Raw genomic sequence first — 17,021 nt, forward strand, 5'->3', positions numbered from 1 at the left:
CCTCACCCATCATCAATTCACCGCAAAGATCTCCATTAAGACAATTCAGCGACTGTCACGCCAGATCCGCCTTCGCCATAGTTACCAAGGCGATAGCTCTTTACGTGACGATGCTTACGCAAGTATTCTTGAATCCCCGTGCGCAGAATGCCTGTTCCTTTGCCGTGTATGATATAGATCTGACCCAGATTCGATAAGAAAGCCTCATCAATGAATCGGTCCACTTCCATAAGCGCCTCTTCGAGGTTCGCTCCCCGCAGGTCGAGCTCCGTACGCACATTGTCATCCCGTGTCCGTTTGACACTTGTAACATGACGCTGCTGCTGCACTTTGGCTGTCGCAGCCGCCTGCACCATTTCTAGATCGTTCAAGCTAACTTTCATCTTCATAATCCCAAGCTGTACAACAGCTTCTGTACCTACCATCTCGACGACATGCCCCCGTTGATTCAAGCTGTAGACCATAACTTCGTCTCCCGCTTGGATCGGTCTCGCCTGCTTGGTCTTCGCACGTTTTGGTGCTTGCGTACGGCGCGCAGGTTCGGCTTCATCCAATTGGCGACGCGCTGCAATCAGCTTGTGTTCCTTGACCGAGGCGCCTTCCTCCATCGCGAGCTTACGCAAATCTGCAATAATAGTCTCGGCTTCACGACGCGCCTTGCTAACCACTTCACGCGCTTCTTCTTCAGCCTTAGCAATCATCTTATCACGTTGCGCATCAAACCGCTCCCGCTCGCTCTCTTGCTGCTTGCGGAGCGCCTCAAGCTCACGACGCAGCTGCTCGGCACTGACGCGTTCCGCTTCTGCGCTTAAGCGATTCTCTTCGAGGGAAGCGATCATACTCTCGACGCGCATATCCTCTTCTTTGACATTACCGCGTGCATGTTCAATGATTTCATTCGATAATCCGAGCCGCTCCGCAATTGCAAATGCATTACTTCGTCCAGGCACACCCACGAGGAGACGATACGTTGGACTGAGCGTTTGTACATCAAATTCCATACTGGCGTTAATTACGCCTTTACGATCATAAGCATAAGCTTTGAGCTCACTATAATGCGTTGTCGCAACCATCCGGCAGCCTTTCGCATGAATATGCTCCAGGATCGAGATCGCAAGCGCCGATCCTTCGGCAGGGTCCGTACCTGCTCCAAGCTCATCTAAGAGAACCAAGCTCTTCTCCGTCATTTGCTGCAGGATCCGAATAATATTCGTCATATGGCTGGAGAAGGTACTGAGGCTCTGCTCAATACTCTGCTCATCTCCAATATCGGCATAGATCGCATCGAAGACACACATCTGACTGCCGTCTTCAGCTGGAATGAACAACCCCGACATCGCCATGAGACTTAGCAATCCAATCGTCTTCAGCGACACGGTCTTACCACCTGTATTCGGCCCCGTCACGATAATTGAAGTAAACGAATTCCCGAGCTCCAGATCGATCGGTACGACTTTATCCAAGTCAATCAACGGATGGCGCCCCTTACGCAGCTTCATAAAGCCGCGATCATTCATCATCGGCAAGGTGGCCTTCATGACATGAGCAAGACGAGCTTTGGCAAACATGAAGTCGAGGTCTCCCATAATTTCGACATCCGCCCGAAGTAGAACTTCCTGTTCTCCCGCTTCGGATGACAATCGATATAGAATTTTCTCGATTTCTCGTTCTTCCTTCAATCTTGCCTCACGAAGCTTATTATTCATAGCCACAATCGATTCGGGCTCAATGAACATCGTAGCCCCCGAACTCGATTGGTCATGTACGATACCACCGAAATGCGAACGATATTCGCTCTTCACGGGAATAACGAATCGATCATTCCGGATGGTAATCAATTGATCTTGCAGCATCTTCGATACGGAAGACGAACGAATCATCTGTTCTAATTTCTCACGAATTCGAACCTCGCCATTGCGCAACTCCCTGCGAATGAGTGCAAGCTCGGCACTCGCTTGATCCATAACATCCGCTTGATCGTCGATACAAGCTTTGATTGAATCTTCAAGCGGCTTCTGATCTGTGATCAACTGACTCAGGTCATGGATGAGCGGTACCGGCTCGTCATCATGCACCTGTTCAATGAAGCGCTTCACTCTTCTTCCGCCGAAGATCGTGTTCGCAATATCAAGGAGTTCATGTGCATTCAGCATGCCCCCGATATGCGCGCGTCTTAAACTGCTGCGTATATCTACAATGCCCCCGAATGGCGCGCTTCCTTTGAGTCGATCGATGGTGTACGCTTCATCTGTTGCCTGTAAGAGCCGCTTCACATCATTTAGAGAAGATACAGGTTGCAGTGATTCCGCCATTTCTTTCCCAATACTCGTCGAAGCATGGCTAGCTAATCTATGTAAAATCTTCTCATATTCCATCGTTCTAAATATTTTCTTATCCACTGAGCAATTCAGCTCCTCTCGATGTTATTATAGCCGAACCGCGCACGTAAAGCCATGTTCGGGCTTTTTTTCACCTGTACTCATAATGTTCGCCAAGAAGGGTAAAATAATCGTTGAACCCGTTGTAATGATTAAATTAAAGGAGGATTCACATGAATTTTCTTGGCCACGTTGTTCGATTTATCGTCTCGGCGCTTGTACTACTCGTCGTCAGCTGGATCGTCCCTGCCTTTAAAATTGGAGGATTCTGGAGCGCATTGTTCCTTGCCCTTGCGATTGCCATCATTGGATGGATTATCGAGAGCATCTTCGGCACAAAGGTAACGCCATTTGGCCGCGGTATAGTTGGTTTCTTAACCAGTGCGCTTGTCATTTGGGTTGCTCAATTCTTCATCGGCGGTGTGTCCGTATCCGTCATCGGTGCGATTCTCGGTGCGCTTGTGATCGGACTGATCGATCTATTCATTCCGGTCTCTACCCCATACGAAGCCGCGAAATGATCCTGCACGTTCGATAAATCAACCATCGCACCATATATCACAAAAAGAGCGGTTGTGCATGCAGTTCCCCCGCATGACGTAACCGCTCTTTTTGTGCGCATAGGCCCGCTACAGTTAACTTCCTGTAATTCGCGTAATAAACTGTGCGGTCGCTGCAATAATATCTGGCATATGGTTGCTGATCTGGCGTGATACCCAGCTTCCCTCAAGCATCGATTTCACTTCGGGCGCCTTCATGTATTTGGCCAAATAAATGATAATAATGGAGATAACGATCCACTCGAAAACACCGAATATAGCGCCGGACCATCGATTTAATCGATGAATCCCTGGTGCCTTTGCAATAAAATTCAGGAAGCCCCCTGCAATAACGAGCACATATTTCATCACTAGGAACAAGACGATAAAGGCCAAAATACTGGAGAGCGTTACATTCAGCCCTGTTGTCTTTCCCAACCAGCCGCTAAGTTGTTGGTAATAAAGAATCGAGATAATGAATGAAAAACAAATGCCAAATATCGATACGAACGTATTAACGAACCCGCGAATATACCCGTAGACTCCGGCAATAATCGCAATCCCCAGCCATACATAATCAATCACGTTTACCTGCATATCGGATAACCCTCTGTCATTCTGTCTGTCCTGTTAGTTCTGATCAATGAGTTCGATCCACTCATTGTACTCTTGTTGGAGTTTCGCGTATTCTTCCTGCAGCTTACGGTATTCTTCAGCCACTTGATTCTCTTGATCAGCACCAAGCTCGCGTTCCGATTGAAGTAAGCGATATTGATGGGAGACGACCTCGAATTGTTCCTTTAGTACACTCAGCTCATCGTACGCATCATTTAATGAACGCTCGAGCACCTCGCTGCGTTCCACTGCTGCACGGAACTGCTCTTGCTCTTGATCAAGCTTCTCCTTCAGACCATCGCGTTCATCCTGCCATTGCAATTGATCCAGTTCAAGCTGTTCTTTATCGGACCGGATCCGTTCAGCCGTCACCGCCAGCTCTTCATTGGTCGCAGCCAATTGGGCATTCAATGCCTTAAGCGGAGCAAGCTCCTCTAGCAGTTGTTCGAATTGAAGCTGTTCGTCTGTTAGCTTCGATTTCTCATCCTGCAGTTCTTGCTCCAACAAGCTGTTGCGAGCAGCCAGCTCACTCTCCGAAACACGCAGCGATTGCTCCCGCTCTTCCAGGTCGTAGATTCGAGCCTGCAACTGCTTGATATCCTGTTGTTTCGCCGATAAACTTGCTTCGAGTTCCATATATTTCGCTTGGGTCGCTGCAAGTTGTTCTTCCATTTGCAGCTTCTCTTCTTGGATTAACTCATCATAATAAGACTTCATATCTTCCAGCTCAACGTCCGCGTTCAGCTTCGCATGTAAGAGGTCCTTCTCGCATTTTTCCTTCAGATCAGCAAGTTCTTCCTCGTATTGCAGCTGCTTCTCAGACCATTCTTGCTCGGAGATTAGTTTGTATTCCGATAGCTCTTGCTCCGCTTGCAGCATGAATTCTGCAAGCTCTTCCTCGGACTTCTTCTGAAGCTGCTCGATCTTGACTGTGGAGTCCTGCTTCGCGGCAGCGATCTCGCGATGATACTGCTGCTCCGCTGCTTGCTGCTGTAATTCGTATTGTTCCATGAGCTCGGCCAATTCTTGCTCCGATTGCAATTTGAGCGCCGCTAGCTGTTGTTCTGATTGCGTTTGTGTATCATCAATCTGCTGTTCGAGCTGCGACTTCATCGACTCGAATTGTTCCTCGAACTGCGATTTCAGTGCAGCGAGACGCTGCTCCGATTGAGATTTCTGTTGGTCATGTAGTGTCTTCACTTCCGCGAGCTGTTGCTCGAGCTGTTCCTTCATCGCCTTGTACTCTGATTCGTACTTCGCTTTCAAGTCTGTGAGCTGCTTCTCTGCCGTTGTTCTGGCCTGTACCGCATTCGCCTTCACTTCCGTCACTTGTTTCTCAGCTTGCGCCTTCACTTCCTGTATTTCCTTCTCTGCCTGCGCTTTCGCTTCTTGCAGCTGCTGTGCTGCCAGTGCTTTGGAATCATCCACTTGCTTCGCCGCTAGATTCTGCACATCGGCAAGCTGTTTATCCATTGCGGTCTTCGCTGATGCAAGCTGCTGTTCAAGCTGTGTGATCTGCTCTTTCAGCTTCACTTCGCTCGACTTCAGCGCCTGTTCGCGCTGTACCGCTTGCCCCAATTGCGAACGAAGATCGCCCGCTTCCTTCTTCGCCGTATTCCATTGCCCCTGAAGGGAAGATAGTTGATTATTCTGCTTCGTCTCCAGCTGAGATAATTGCTCTTTATGTACGTTCTCAGCTTTTGTTGCCTGTTCCTTGAACTGCGCTTCACGCTGAGCGGATTCATCCTTATATTTCGACTCCAGTTGCGTAAGCTCTTTGTGACGCTCTGCCCCAAGCTGCTTCAACTGCTCTTGATGCTTCAGCTCGGCCTGCGTCAGCTTCTCTTGATGCTCTGCGTTCAGCTTCGCCATCTGAGCCTTCTGCTCATCAATCAACTTCAATTTCTCTTGCACTTGCTGCTTCTGATCTTCCAGCTGCTTCTGTGCCTGTTCCTGCTTCACAGCCTGTTCGGCACGTGTGCGGTGCAGCTCCGCTTGAATTTTATCGTAATCTGCTTTGATCTTATCGATATTCTCCTGATGACGACGCGCGTCCATCAGCTGTTCCGCCATATGTACCGCTGCAAGAACAGCGATCCGTGGCACATCTAATCTTGGATTTCCTTTTGCAATCTCAACCATATGATCATTGACGTAGTCCGCCACCGTTTTTACGTAGTCTTTACTAGAGGTTCCGACAAGTTTGTATTGTGCTCCGTAGATTTCTACGGTTACGCGGGTACGATCTTCGGTAGTCATGGTCGTTGTCCTCCTCAACATCTTTTTGTACAAAAAAAACAGCCACACCGATCCCTCTGATTACATTCGATGTGACTGTTCGTATTTCCTGCTATTTTCTTAATTCCGCCTCAAAAGATTGTTCCAGGCGGTTTACCACCTTGCCATGTACTTCTGTCACTTCTTCATCTGTCAACGTGCGTTCTAAGTTGCGATATACAAGCGAGATCGCTACGCTCTTCTTGCCTTCGCCAAGCTTCTCGCCCATATAAATATCGAACACTTGGATCGACTCTAGCAAATCGGATGCTTCTTCACGCGCAGCCGCAACCATATCGCCAACAGCGACACCTGTCGCAACTACAACCGCAATATCGCGCTGTACCGCAGGGAATCGCGGCAAGGATTTATAAGTCACTCTGAAATCAGCTGCTTCATAGAGCGGAGCAAGCTGCAATTCCGCGACATAGGTGTCATCGAGGTCCTTGTTCTGTTGAATTTCCGGATGCACTTGACCGATTGCGCCAATGCGTTCCTCACCCAGATAGATCGACGCCGAGCGTCCTGGATGATAGCCTTGCGGCTGATTGGAAACATAACGAATTTGACCTTCAACGCCAATGTGAGCGAAAATCGCTTCCAGCACACCTTTAGCGTCATAGAAATCGTATTTCTGCGCTTTGAGATTCCATTGTGCCGGTTGACGATTGCCTGCAAGCAGTAGACCGAACATTGGCTGCTCGCTTGGCAAATCCGTTAGAGTCTCTTCATTCGTCGAATAAAGGTTCGCAACTTCGAAGATGGCAATATCCTCTGTCTTCCGATTACGGTTGTAAGCTGCATTCTCCAGCAAGCTCGGCACGATACTCGTGCGAAGCACGCTGCGCTCTTCACTCATCGGCATGGACAGGGCTACAGCTTTCGATCCAACCGTTAAACCGCTGAACAATTCGTTTTGTGCCGGGTGCGTAAACGAGTAGTTCACAACCTCATACATTCCCATGCTCGTTAGCAATTGACGAAGTTCGCGGCGGATTTTTTGCGATTTCGAGTAACCGCCTGGTGTTGTTGCGCCTTCGATCAATGTCGTCGGAATGTTATCGTAGCCGTATAGACGCGCCACTTCTTCAATTAGATCGACATCGACTTTAATGTCGCCGCGACGCTTAGGTACCGATACGGTAACGATATCGCCTTGTTCTGTATATGCAAATTGAAGACGATCGAAGATCGCTTTCACTTCTTCAGCAGATAGCGTGGTTCCCAGGTAACGGTTCACTTTGGCAAGCGATAATGTGACAACCGTAGGTTCTGGCTTACTTACAACGGTATCTACGATGCCTTGAGCAACTGCCCCACCTGCACATTCAGCCATAAGTGCTGCTGCACGATTTAGCGCAGGGATAACCGCCTCTGGATTCACTTCTTTCTCGAACCGAATGCTTGCTTCCGAACGTAATCCTAACGCACGAGAGGTTTTGCGAACCGAACCACCGTCGAATTTCGCAGATTCCAGTACGATGTTCACCGTCTCCGAAGATACTTCCGAGTTCGCTCCACCCATCACGCCGGCAATTCCAATCGCTTTGTTCTCACCGTCTGTAATGAGCAGCATGGAGGATTCCAATTTACGTTCTTGATCGTCAAGTGTCACGAGCACTTCGCCTTCGCTTGCAAGACGTACGCCAACTTTGCCGCCAGCGAGTTTGTCAGCATCAAATGCATGCAGCGGTTGACCGTATTCAAGCATCACATAGTTCGTGATGTCAACAATGTTATTGATCGGACGTACACCAGCCGCCATCAATCGATTTTGCATCCATTGCGGGGATGGACCAATCTTCACCCCACTGATGTAGCGAGCGGCGTAATGGCTGCACAATTCCGTTGCCGTAATGCTCACTTCGACAATATCTTTCGCATGCGCATTCGAAGCTACGGCATCCACATCCACTTGCGGTAATTTCACTTCACGCCCGAGGATCGCTGCAACCTCGTATGCTGCACCGAGCATGCTCAAGCAGTCCGAACGGTTAGGTGTTAGATCCAATTCAAGAACATGGTCATCAATCGCGAGGACATCGACGATCGGCGTACCGATTACCGTTGCCTTAGGCAAGACCAAGATGCCTTCTTGCTGTTCTTTTGGTAGCAGCTTGTCGTTCAAGCCAAGCTCTTTCGCCGAGCAGATCATCCCGTGGGAGGCTACGCCGCGCAGCTTCGCTTTTTTGATTTCCATTCCGCCAGGCATAACAGCTCCGACAAGGGCCACAGGTACCTTTTGGCCTGCATCCACATTTTTCGCGCCGCACACGATTTGCAGCAGTTCTTCTTCACCGACATTCACGGTACATACGTTCAATTTATCCGCATCCGGGTGTTTTTCCTTCGACTCCACATAGCCGACAACAACCTTGTTGACCCCTTTATTGCGGTTCTCGACAACGTCGATCTCAATCCCTGCATATCTAATTTTATCTGCGACTTGCTCCGCCGTCAGATCACTAATATCGATATAATCCTTCAACCATTGGTAGGATACTCTCATCGCTCATTCACTTCCTTCTTCTTTATAGAGGTAGTTCAACATGAACTAAGTGTTAAATCCGTGAAAATTGCTTCAAGAAGCGCAAATCATTTGTATATAGATGACGGATGTCGTCAATGCCGTATCTCAGCATCGCAATCCGGTCAATTCCAAGGCCAAATGCGAAGCCTGAATATTCTTCAGGATCGTAGCCGCCCATGCGCAATACTTCTGGATGCACCATACCCGAACCTAGAATTTCAAGCCAACCTGTATGTTTGCAAATTCGGCACCCGCTGCCGCCGCAAGTCACACACGTTACGTCAACCTCTGCGCTTGGCTCTGTGAACGGGAAGAAGCTTGGACGCAGACGAATTTGTGTCTCTTTACCATACAATTGCTGTACGAATTGAAGAAGCGTCCCTTTCAAATCGCTCATGCGAATGTTCTTGTCGACCACAAGACCTTCCATTTGGTAGAACTGGAACGAATGCGTCGCATCGTCGTCATCGCGGCGGAACACTTTGCCTGGGCAGATGATTTTAATTGGCCCTTGCCCTTTTTTCGCTTGCATTGTACGGATTTGGACCGGTGAAGTCTGCGTGCGCATAAGAATCTCGTCCGTAATGTAGAAGGAGTCCTGCATATCGCGCGCAGGATGGTTCTTCGGCAAGTTGAGCGCTTCGAAGTTGTAGAAGTCGTTCTCTACTTCAGGCCCTTCCGCAATCTCATAACCCATCCCGATGAAAATATCTTCAATATCCTGAATGACTTTATTCAGCGGATGCACTGCACCTGCGTTCATCGGGCGACCTGGCAATGTCACATCAATCGTCTCTGCAGCGAGACGTTGTGCTGTCTCTTCTGCGCGGAATTTCTCTTGCAACGTCGTAACCAGTCCTTCGATCGCACCACGTACCTCATTCGCCACTTGCCCGATAACTGGACGTTCTTCCGCACTTAAGCTTCCCATCCCACGAAGCACTTCCGTGAGCTCGCCTTTCTTACCAAGGTATTTCACGCGCAGTTCGTTAAGCTCTTGCGGGTCCAACACTTTGGACAGCGCAGTGACTGCGATTTCCTTCAGTTCCTCTAACCGTTCTTTCATCAACATCAGGTTGACCCCCCTATAGAAATAATGACTATACCTTACCAACAAAAAAAGGCCTCTTCTCCCGTAAGGGACGAAAAGACCGTGGTACCACCCTTGTTAGACAATATCCCGATCCGCACGGTTGTACGACTGGATATTCTCTCACTCATCGAATAACGGTTCGAAGCCGGTATCTTCTACTGAACTAGGATTGGCCTGTCGTTCAAAGAACTGCTCAAGAGTGAATTTCGGCAGCCTATCTCTGCAGAGATGCTCTCAATCTCCGGCATCTCCTCCCTGGTCTAGAGGTACTGCGTACTTGTCTCTATCATCGCATTTCATTCATTTCAACAATCAGGTTATATTATATGCAAAAAATTGCTTGGTTGCAAGCTATCGCACCAACCATCCGCCATCGACACAAAGAACATGACCATTCACGTAATCCGATGCGCTCGAAGCAAGGAAAACAATCGGCCCTTTCAGGTCTTCCGGCGTTCCCCAGCGGCCCGCTGGAATCCGCTCCGAAATCGATTGGAATCGATTCTGATCCGCACGAATTTGCGCCGTGTTATCTGTCTCCATGTAGCCTGGTGCGATTGCGTTCACCTGTACGCCTTTGGAAGCCCACTCGTTCGCCAGCGCCTTCGTAATGCCCGCCACCGCATGTTTGCTCGCCGTGTAGCCCGGTACATTAATACCGCCTTGGAACGTTAGCATCGATGCGATATTGATAATTTTGCCGCTGCCGCGTTCGATCATATGGCGCCCGACCTGCTGACAGAGGTAGAAGACCGTATTCAAGTTCAGATCAAGTACCGCTTGCCAATCTTCCCAGCTGTGCTGCGCTGCCGGCGTTCTGCGAATAATCCCCGCATTGTTCACTAGAATATCGATGCCACCAAAAGCTTCTATCGCTTGGCTAACGACGCCGTCCAACTCTTCATGCTTACCCAGGTCAGCTTGGATAAAAGCCGTTCTGCGACCAAGCTTCTCAATCGCCTTCATCGTCTCGCTCGCATCTGAATACGATACCGCAACGATATCGGCGCCCGCTTCTGCAAGCCCGATTGCCATTGCTCTGCCGAGTCCGCCAGAGACGCCAGTTACGAGCGCTGTTTTACCTTGCAATTCAAAAGTTCCCATTCGAAAGACACGCCCTCTCTCAAAATCGATCTATCATGACACCCGCTTGCTGATACTTCACATAAATTTCCTCTGACAACTTCGCATCCGTAATGATGCCATCTAATTCTTGGATAGAAGCCACGGTCCGAAGGGCACTCCGATCGAATTTCGAATGATCGACAACGGCATAGACCTTCTGGGCCATTTCCAGCATCGCTCTTTTCATCTCAATAAAATCACCCGTAAACACGGACAAGCCCTGCTCCAAATGAATCCCCGTCGCAGAGATGAACGCTGTCTGCACATTCAGCTTGCGCATATAATCGATCCCTTCGGTACCCGTCAGCATATTGCGTACGCGGTAGCCTCCAGGAACGACGAGACGAATCTGATCTTTCGCTGTTAGCGCTCCGATAATATGAAGATCGTTCGTAATGACCGTGTACGGCCGATTCTCTAGCAATCGCGCAATTTCAAGGGTCGTACTCCCCCCGTCCAGCGCAATGACCGCATCTTGCTCAATATATTTCAGTGCCCGCTCGGCAATCGATGTCTTATCTTCTCGATGTTGAATGATCGGCTCATAAACAGACAGCATCCCGAATTGATCTTGATGCTTCAGCATGGCTCCCCCATGGACACGGACCAGCAGCCCTTGCTCCTCCAGCTTGCTGAGATCCTCACGAATCGTCTTGCCTGTGACCTGCAGCTGCTCGCTGAGTTCATTCACAGACACTTCACGCTGCGAGAGCAATCGTTCCATAATTTTTTCATGCCGCAAAGTACTGTTCATTCGTTTCCAACCATCCAATCTCTAATTATATAGGCACTCATTGTACCACAGGCGAAGCACGTTATCTTAAATCCTGCATCGCAACCGCGTCCATATCTTCGAACGTCTGGTTCTCGCCTGCCATGCCCCAAATAAATGTATAATTGTTCGTCCCTACACCGCTATGGATCGACCAGCTCGGCGAGATAATCGCTTGCTCATTGCGCATCACCACATGGCGCGTCTCATTGGGTTCGCCCATCATATGGAATACAACGCCGTCTTGCGGCATATCGAAATACAGGTAAACTTCCGAACGACGATTGTGCGTATGACTAGGCATCGTATTCCACATATTGCCCGGCTTGAGCAGCGTCATGCCCATCACGAGCTGACAGCTCTGTACGCCGTTCTGATGAATGAAACGGTAGATCGTGCGTTCATTAGAACTTGTAATGCTGCCGAGATGGTTCGGTGATGCTTCTTCGAGCGCCGATTTGACCGTTGGATATTGCTTGTGCGCTGGCGTCGAATTCAAATAGAAACGTGCCGGAGCAGCCTCGTCCACACTCTCGAACAATACTTCCTGCGCGCCAAGGCCGATATACAAGCAATCCTTGGTCTGCATCTCGTAACGCTCGCCATCTACGGTAATGACGCCCGCAGGACCGATGTTAATGATCCCAATCTCGCGACGCTCGAGGAAATAAGCCGTTCCCATATCTTTCGCATCCGCCTCGAGCTTCACAGGCCCTTTCGTCGGCACCACGCCGCCAACGATAAAGCGGTCCACATGCGAGTAGACAAGATTCAATTGTCCTGGTGTAAATAATGTCTCAATCAAGAACTCTTGACGCAGACGGTCTGTATCAAACTGTTTTACTTCATTCGGGTGGGATGCATAACGAACTTCCATCATGATCAACTCCAATTCGTAGTATTTGCGTTCATTATAGTTCATTTGTTCGTTTATGTATATACAAATTTATATAAATGAACCTAAATGAACGAAACATGCACCTCCATTGTTTTCATATACGTTGAAAGCTAGGATATAGGTGATAATGAGGAAATGAAGCTTGCTGTCGTGTTTTTTTCAGGTACCGAACGCAAATTCTCAGAAAGCCAGGTGATGAATGATGGTGATCTTGAAAAATGTTAACCTCGCGCTTGCATTTCTCTTGGAGCTCTGCGCGCTTGCCGCTCTAGGTTATTGGGGGTTCACACGACCTGCCGGATGGCTCGTAAAAATCATCTTAGGGATTGGAACACCCGTCATGACGGCTTTTGTATGGGGCTTGTTCGTTGCGCCAAAAGCGACATACGTCCTGCCTGTCGTCTACAAGGAGATAATAGCCTTTGCGGTATTCGCCATCGCTGCGTTCGCTTTATACGCAGCAGGCAGATCGGAATGGGCACTATGGTTCGCCATTCTCGTTATTGGGAATCGCGTATTGATGTATGTGTGGAAGAATTAGGGATTGAGACATGTAAGCTTGGGAGCCACCTGATTAGGTGGTTTTTTTGTTGCGGTGTAGCATCTGGGGCAACGTGTCGGTTGAGGTCCGAAAGTAGATATTGATAAGATAGGAGCCAAAATAGGATGATCGCATTCCTATACTGGATTTTTGCAGGAAATTTGGAGTAATATGCGGCGATCGAGCTTCTACAGTGGATTTTTACAGGAACTTAGGCGGAGTATGATAGAATTGCGCGTTTTCGGGCTCGAGATGTTGCAATACTACAGGATAGCGCGGAGATTACGCGGAAATGAAGGGGTTATCTTTCAAATATACAGGATAGCTAGTTAAACTGACGCTACCATAAACACAGCATTCAATATACATATAAAGCCACCATCGGGTGGCTTTTCTCAGCTACGGGTGATGGGAAACTCCCTCAGTCTCGTCAGCCTCCAATATCGGCTGCCTCGAACAGCTTCGGGACGCTCGTCTGTTCGTGAGATCGTGCCGTTCGCACGATCTCACTAACAGACGGTCGAACCCATCCCGTGGCTTCGCTTCCCACACAGCCGCTCCAGTAAACTAAAAAAGCCACCCAATGGGTGGCTGTTTGTTATTATACTGGAGCGGGTGATGGGAATCGAACCCACGCTATTAGCTTGGAAGGCTAAAGTTCTACCATTGAACTACACCCGCGCGACCTTTAAAAAAAGATTAATGGTCGGGACGACACGATTTGAACATGCGACCCCCTGGTCCCAAACCAGGTGCTCTACCAAGCTGAGCTACGTCCCGATGCTGCGGTGCTTCTAGTATGTCACCATTGCGGCGACAAGTAATAATATATCACGGTTATTTATTCTTTGCAATAGTTTTTTTAAAAAATAAATTAAGAACGGCCTTCATCATAAAATGAGGCCGTTCTCAATCGCATAACGTGTCAACTGAACACGATTCTCCAAATGCAGCTTCTGCAATATATTTTTGAGATGGTTCTTCACAGTATGCTCCGAAATCTTGAGCACCTCGGCCACCTCGCGATTCGACTCGCCTTTCGCGACCCGCTCCAAGATTTCTTTCTCCCTCGCGGTCAACGGATTCATGGCGGCCTCAGGCTTCAGCTCCCGTGGTTGAAACTCCTGAAGCAATCGGAATGCCAATTCCTTCGACATCGGCGCCTCATCGATCGCGATCGCTCGCAAATACTCGTGCCATGCCGACGGCTTCAAGTTTTTGAGCAGATACCCTTGCGCTCCCCGCTTCAAGGCCTCGAAAAGATGCGTAATATCGTCCGAGACCGTGACCATCACGATTTTGACATAGGGATATGCCGCTTTGATATGTTTGGTCGCCTGCAGCCCGTCCATCTCCGGCATCGAAATATCCATCAAGATCAAGTCCGGCATATATTGCGCGGTCATTTCGATCGCCTCTAGTCCATTCTTGGCTTCGGCAACGACCTCGAACTCCGGATCAATCGAGAGAATATCCCGCATGCCTTCGCGACCATGCGCATGGTCGTCCACAATCAACACACGAAACGCCTTCATACGGCATCCCCCTTCCCTTTCTGAATCCGAACAACGGTAAATCCTTCTTCTCGTATGAACTCCAGCACCCAGCCCATTTGTCCTGCTCGATCCTTCATCATCTGAAGTCCATATTTTCCTTTCCCCTTCAACTCGAAGGGATAATCCTCGAATCCACGACCATTGTCTTTCAGCTCGCATCGAAACCCGTCGCTTGTCGATTGGCCGGTTAACCATACCCGCGTCGCTTGCGCATGCTTCTGCACATTCATAAGCGCCTCCCGCAGACAAGCGAACAGCTCAATTTTCTCCTTGGCAGAGAGCGGGTCTTCCGACAGCTGCCATTGGAGGCGGACCTCGATCCCCGTCTCGCGCTTGAACTCTTCGATCATCGTGAGGAGCGACTGCGACCATGGAAGATCCGCTGCTTCCGGCTCGGTCTGCAGATTACCGATTGCTTGTCTAACATCTTCATAGACATAGCGCACCTTCTCGCGAAGCTTGTCCAATTTATCGTTGCGTTCCTCGTCGGATTTCGCCATCTCCAATTGATCGAGCTTCACGGACAGCATGAACAGCGACTGCGAAATCCCGTCGTGCAGCTCGCGCGCAAGCTTCTCTCGTTCTTGCAGCGCGGCCTTTACCATCCGCTCTTCATTCAGCTTCTCCTGCGTTTCCTCCATCTTCTTAAACAAGCCGCGCATCATCGTAATCGTCACTAGAAATACGATCACCGTGGCGAGCAAATTCCCGAGGTCCATCGAGATATAAGGCAGCAAGAACGTATGCCGCGCATACTCCCAAAGCCCAATCGTTACGGTCGGGATGCAAAGAATCATCCATTTAAGCGATTTATAAGACATTATGCCTCATATCCTTTATTCGTTGTTGCCGCGATCCGCCTAACCGTACAGGTACACGAGCCGAGCTGCCCCGACAATCCCTGCGTGATCCCCGAGCTGCGCCGGAACGATCGGAACCGTCTCCGAATCCCGATACACCTGCATCACGTTGGCATATACCTTGGATCGTATCCGCTCGAATAGAAAATCACCCTGTGAGGTAATCGCGCCCCCAATAATCATCGCCGAAGGATTGAAAATATTCAAGAGGTTCGCAAGACCAACAGCGACAAATCCCGCATAATTGTCAATGATGTCATGCGCTGCAGCATCGCCTTGGCGAGCAGCCTCGAACAACAGCTCCGGCTTAACGAAATCAGGACCTCCCTGCTCCGCAGCGGCCTTTATCTGCCGAATCAACGCTGTGACCGAAGCGTATTGTTCCCAACATCCCGCACTACCACAGTTGCACGGCACGCCGCCATGAACGATCACTTGATGCCCTACTTCGCCCGCATAACCATCCCGGCCTCGGAAGGGTTGCTTATTCAAGATGACACAACCTCCGACGCCGGTGCCAAGCGTAACGCATACGAAATCATTCCATGCCTGGCCTGCCCCAATCCAGGCTTCCCCAAGCGCAGCAGCGTTTACGTCATTGTCCACAACGGCCGGCAGTCTCGAGACCTCACTAACCCATGCAGCCGACAGCATATCCGCCCATCCTGGCAAATTGCCCGTCGCTCCCGTGACACGTCCTGTACGGTGCTGTACCTGTCCAGCGGTCCCAACGCCCACCCCTAACAGTTGAACCTCTATCTCACCTGCCTTGGCGATCAATGATTGAATCATCTCCCGCAAGCGATCCCTTAACGACGAAGAACCGCTTGCTGCTTCTGTTGGCATGCGATCCGTATAGACGATCTCGCCGTTATCCAGGACGATGCCTGCCTTTACATTTGTACCTCCAATATCAATTCCGATTGAGCCTCTCCGCATCTCATTATTCCCCTTCAGCGCCTCAAATTAGTATAGTTTATCCATAACCGCCTTCGCCGTCCGTTCCACCGCACGGTTCGTCTGTTCCTTGTGCTGCATCGAAGTTGCTGTCGTTAGAATATCCAGTACATGAATTTGCGTGATTTTCGACTTGAACGCTCCGCCTTCGAGCGGATTTTCCTTGGTATACGAGAGCAATACCGCATCGGCATATTGCGTAATCGGCGATTTCGCATGACTCGTTAAACAGATGAAATAAGCCCCATTTTCCTTCGCGCTTCGAACGGTATCTACTACATCCTTGGTGCTCCCAGAAGTCGATACCGCAAACAATACATCATTCGGCCGCATTAATGTTGCCGCCATCGCCATCACATGCGAATCGGTGATACATTCCGTATTGAAACCAAGGCGCATGAATCGGTACTTTGCATCCTCCGCCGTGAACGCAGATGACCCAACCCCAATAAAATAGATTTTACCTGCCCGCTGCATCGCATCGATCGCGCGCTGCATTTCCTGGACGTCCAATAACGCGAGGGTATTCTCCAGAAAAGATTTATTCTCCAGCGTAATCTTACTCGCAATAGTCGCGAGCGTGTCATCCGCTTGAATTTCCCCCGCTTCGCTCGATACCCGATGAACCAACTCTTGGGCAAGCGACAACTTAAACTCTTGATAGCCCTGAAAACCGAGCTTGCGGCATAACCGCAGTACAGAGGCGTCCCCCGCTCCCGCTTTTTCCGCCAAATCCGTCAACGTCGCATAGACGACCGATTCCGGGTCACGTTGAATAACCTCTGCGATCTTTCTCTCTGTACGAGACAACGAATTATACATACTATCCATCATGACTAACGTATGAGATCCTTCTATTCCTTTGTTCAATGCTGCTCGT

At 49.5% G+C, this 17,021-nt stretch carries 14 protein-coding genes, 2 tRNA genes and 1 other annotated feature; of the genes, 2 read left to right on the top strand and 14 right to left on the bottom strand.

Annotation, left to right across the window (positions count from 1 at the left end):
* Nucleotides 1-35: 35 nt before the first annotated feature.
* Nucleotides 36-2,399, bottom strand: a complete 2,364-nt coding sequence (locus tag GCU39_RS18000; protein WP_152394783.1) for an endonuclease MutS2 — start codon at nucleotides 2,397-2,399, stop codon at nucleotides 36-38.
* Between the two features lie 152 nt (nucleotides 2,400-2,551).
* Between GCU39_RS18000 and GCU39_RS18005 the strand changes: the two genes are divergently transcribed.
* The gene (locus tag GCU39_RS18005; protein WP_152394784.1) at nucleotides 2,552-2,899 is read left to right on the top strand and encodes a phage holin family protein; all 348 of its coding nucleotides are present in this window, start codon (nucleotides 2,552-2,554) and stop codon (nucleotides 2,897-2,899) included.
* A 114-nt stretch (nucleotides 2,900-3,013) separates the two neighbouring features.
* Here GCU39_RS18005 and GCU39_RS18010 read toward each other — a convergent pair whose 3' ends face one another.
* The 7 genes from GCU39_RS18010 to kduI all read right to left on the bottom strand — a co-directional run bounded on the left by GCU39_RS18010 (nucleotide 3,014) and on the right by kduI (nucleotide 12,206).
* The gene (locus GCU39_RS18010) at nucleotides 3,014-3,514 is read right to left on the bottom strand and encodes a CvpA family protein (protein ID WP_152394785.1); all 501 of its coding nucleotides are present in this window, start codon (nucleotides 3,512-3,514) and stop codon (nucleotides 3,014-3,016) included.
* A gap of 33 nt (nucleotides 3,515-3,547) precedes the next feature.
* On the bottom strand, nucleotides 3,548-5,791 hold the full coding sequence (zapA, locus tag GCU39_RS18015; RefSeq protein WP_193726536.1) for a cell division protein ZapA: 2,244 nt from the start codon (nucleotides 5,789-5,791) through the stop codon (nucleotides 3,548-3,550).
* 91 nt (nucleotides 5,792-5,882) lie between these two features.
* On the bottom strand, nucleotides 5,883-8,318 hold the full coding sequence (gene pheT, locus GCU39_RS18020) for a phenylalanine--tRNA ligase subunit beta (RefSeq protein ID WP_152394787.1): 2,436 nt from the start codon (nucleotides 8,316-8,318) through the stop codon (nucleotides 5,883-5,885).
* 52 nt (nucleotides 8,319-8,370) lie between these two features.
* On the bottom strand, nucleotides 8,371-9,405 hold the full coding sequence (gene pheS / locus GCU39_RS18025) for a phenylalanine--tRNA ligase subunit alpha (RefSeq protein ID WP_152397312.1): 1,035 nt from the start codon (nucleotides 9,403-9,405) through the stop codon (nucleotides 8,371-8,373).
* A gap of 69 nt (nucleotides 9,406-9,474) precedes the next feature.
* Nucleotides 9,475-9,731, bottom strand: a binding site (T-box leader).
* Nucleotides 9,732-9,783: 52 nt separating this feature from the next.
* Nucleotides 9,784-10,536: a 2-dehydro-3-deoxy-D-gluconate 5-dehydrogenase KduD gene (gene kduD, locus GCU39_RS18030; protein WP_152394788.1), complete on the bottom strand. Its 753-nt coding sequence runs from the start codon at nucleotides 10,534-10,536 to the stop codon at nucleotides 9,784-9,786.
* A gap of 19 nt (nucleotides 10,537-10,555) precedes the next feature.
* Nucleotides 10,556-11,311 carry a DeoR/GlpR family DNA-binding transcription regulator gene (locus GCU39_RS18035; protein ID WP_152394789.1) on the bottom strand — a complete coding sequence of 252 codons (756 nt, stop codon included), beginning with the start codon at nucleotides 11,309-11,311 and terminating at the stop codon, nucleotides 10,556-10,558.
* Between the two features lie 61 nt (nucleotides 11,312-11,372).
* Nucleotides 11,373-12,206: a 5-dehydro-4-deoxy-D-glucuronate isomerase gene (gene kduI, locus GCU39_RS18040; protein WP_193726987.1), complete on the bottom strand. Its 834-nt coding sequence runs from the start codon at nucleotides 12,204-12,206 to the stop codon at nucleotides 11,373-11,375.
* A gap of 223 nt (nucleotides 12,207-12,429) precedes the next feature.
* On the opposite strand from kduI, the gene GCU39_RS18045 reads away from it, so the two are divergent.
* The gene (locus GCU39_RS18045) at nucleotides 12,430-12,768 is read left to right on the top strand and encodes a YrdB family protein (RefSeq protein WP_152397314.1); all 339 of its coding nucleotides are present in this window, start codon (nucleotides 12,430-12,432) and stop codon (nucleotides 12,766-12,768) included.
* 607 nt (nucleotides 12,769-13,375) lie between these two features.
* On the opposite strand, the gene GCU39_RS18050 is transcribed toward GCU39_RS18045, so the two are convergent.
* From GCU39_RS18050 to GCU39_RS18075, 6 genes are all read right to left on the bottom strand, one after another.
* A tRNA-Gly gene (locus tag GCU39_RS18050) sits at nucleotides 13,376-13,449 on the bottom strand.
* Nucleotides 13,450-13,471: 22 nt separating this feature from the next.
* Nucleotides 13,472-13,548 (bottom strand) — tRNA-Pro (locus GCU39_RS18055).
* 110 nt (nucleotides 13,549-13,658) lie between these two features.
* A complete protein-coding gene (locus GCU39_RS18060; protein ID WP_152394790.1) occupies nucleotides 13,659-14,303 on the bottom strand; it encodes a response regulator in 645 nt (214 codons plus the stop codon).
* Nucleotides 14,300-15,145, bottom strand: coding sequence for a sensor histidine kinase (locus GCU39_RS18065; RefSeq protein WP_152394791.1), 846 nt, complete (start codon nucleotides 15,143-15,145; stop codon nucleotides 14,300-14,302). The genes GCU39_RS18060 and GCU39_RS18065 overlap by 4 nt, the downstream gene beginning before the upstream one ends.
* A gap of 39 nt (nucleotides 15,146-15,184) precedes the next feature.
* Nucleotides 15,185-16,123: an ROK family protein gene (locus GCU39_RS18070; protein WP_152394792.1), complete on the bottom strand. Its 939-nt coding sequence runs from the start codon at nucleotides 16,121-16,123 to the stop codon at nucleotides 15,185-15,187.
* Between the two features lie 27 nt (nucleotides 16,124-16,150).
* The gene (locus GCU39_RS18075; RefSeq protein ID WP_152394793.1) at nucleotides 16,151-17,011 is read right to left on the bottom strand and encodes a MurR/RpiR family transcriptional regulator; all 861 of its coding nucleotides are present in this window, start codon (nucleotides 17,009-17,011) and stop codon (nucleotides 16,151-16,153) included.
* Nucleotides 17,012-17,021: the final 10 nt, after the last annotated feature.

The sequence above is a fragment of the Paenibacillus guangzhouensis genome (assembly GCF_009363075.1).
Taxonomy (GTDB): domain Bacteria; phylum Bacillota; class Bacilli; order Paenibacillales; family Paenibacillaceae; genus Paenibacillus_K; species Paenibacillus_K guangzhouensis.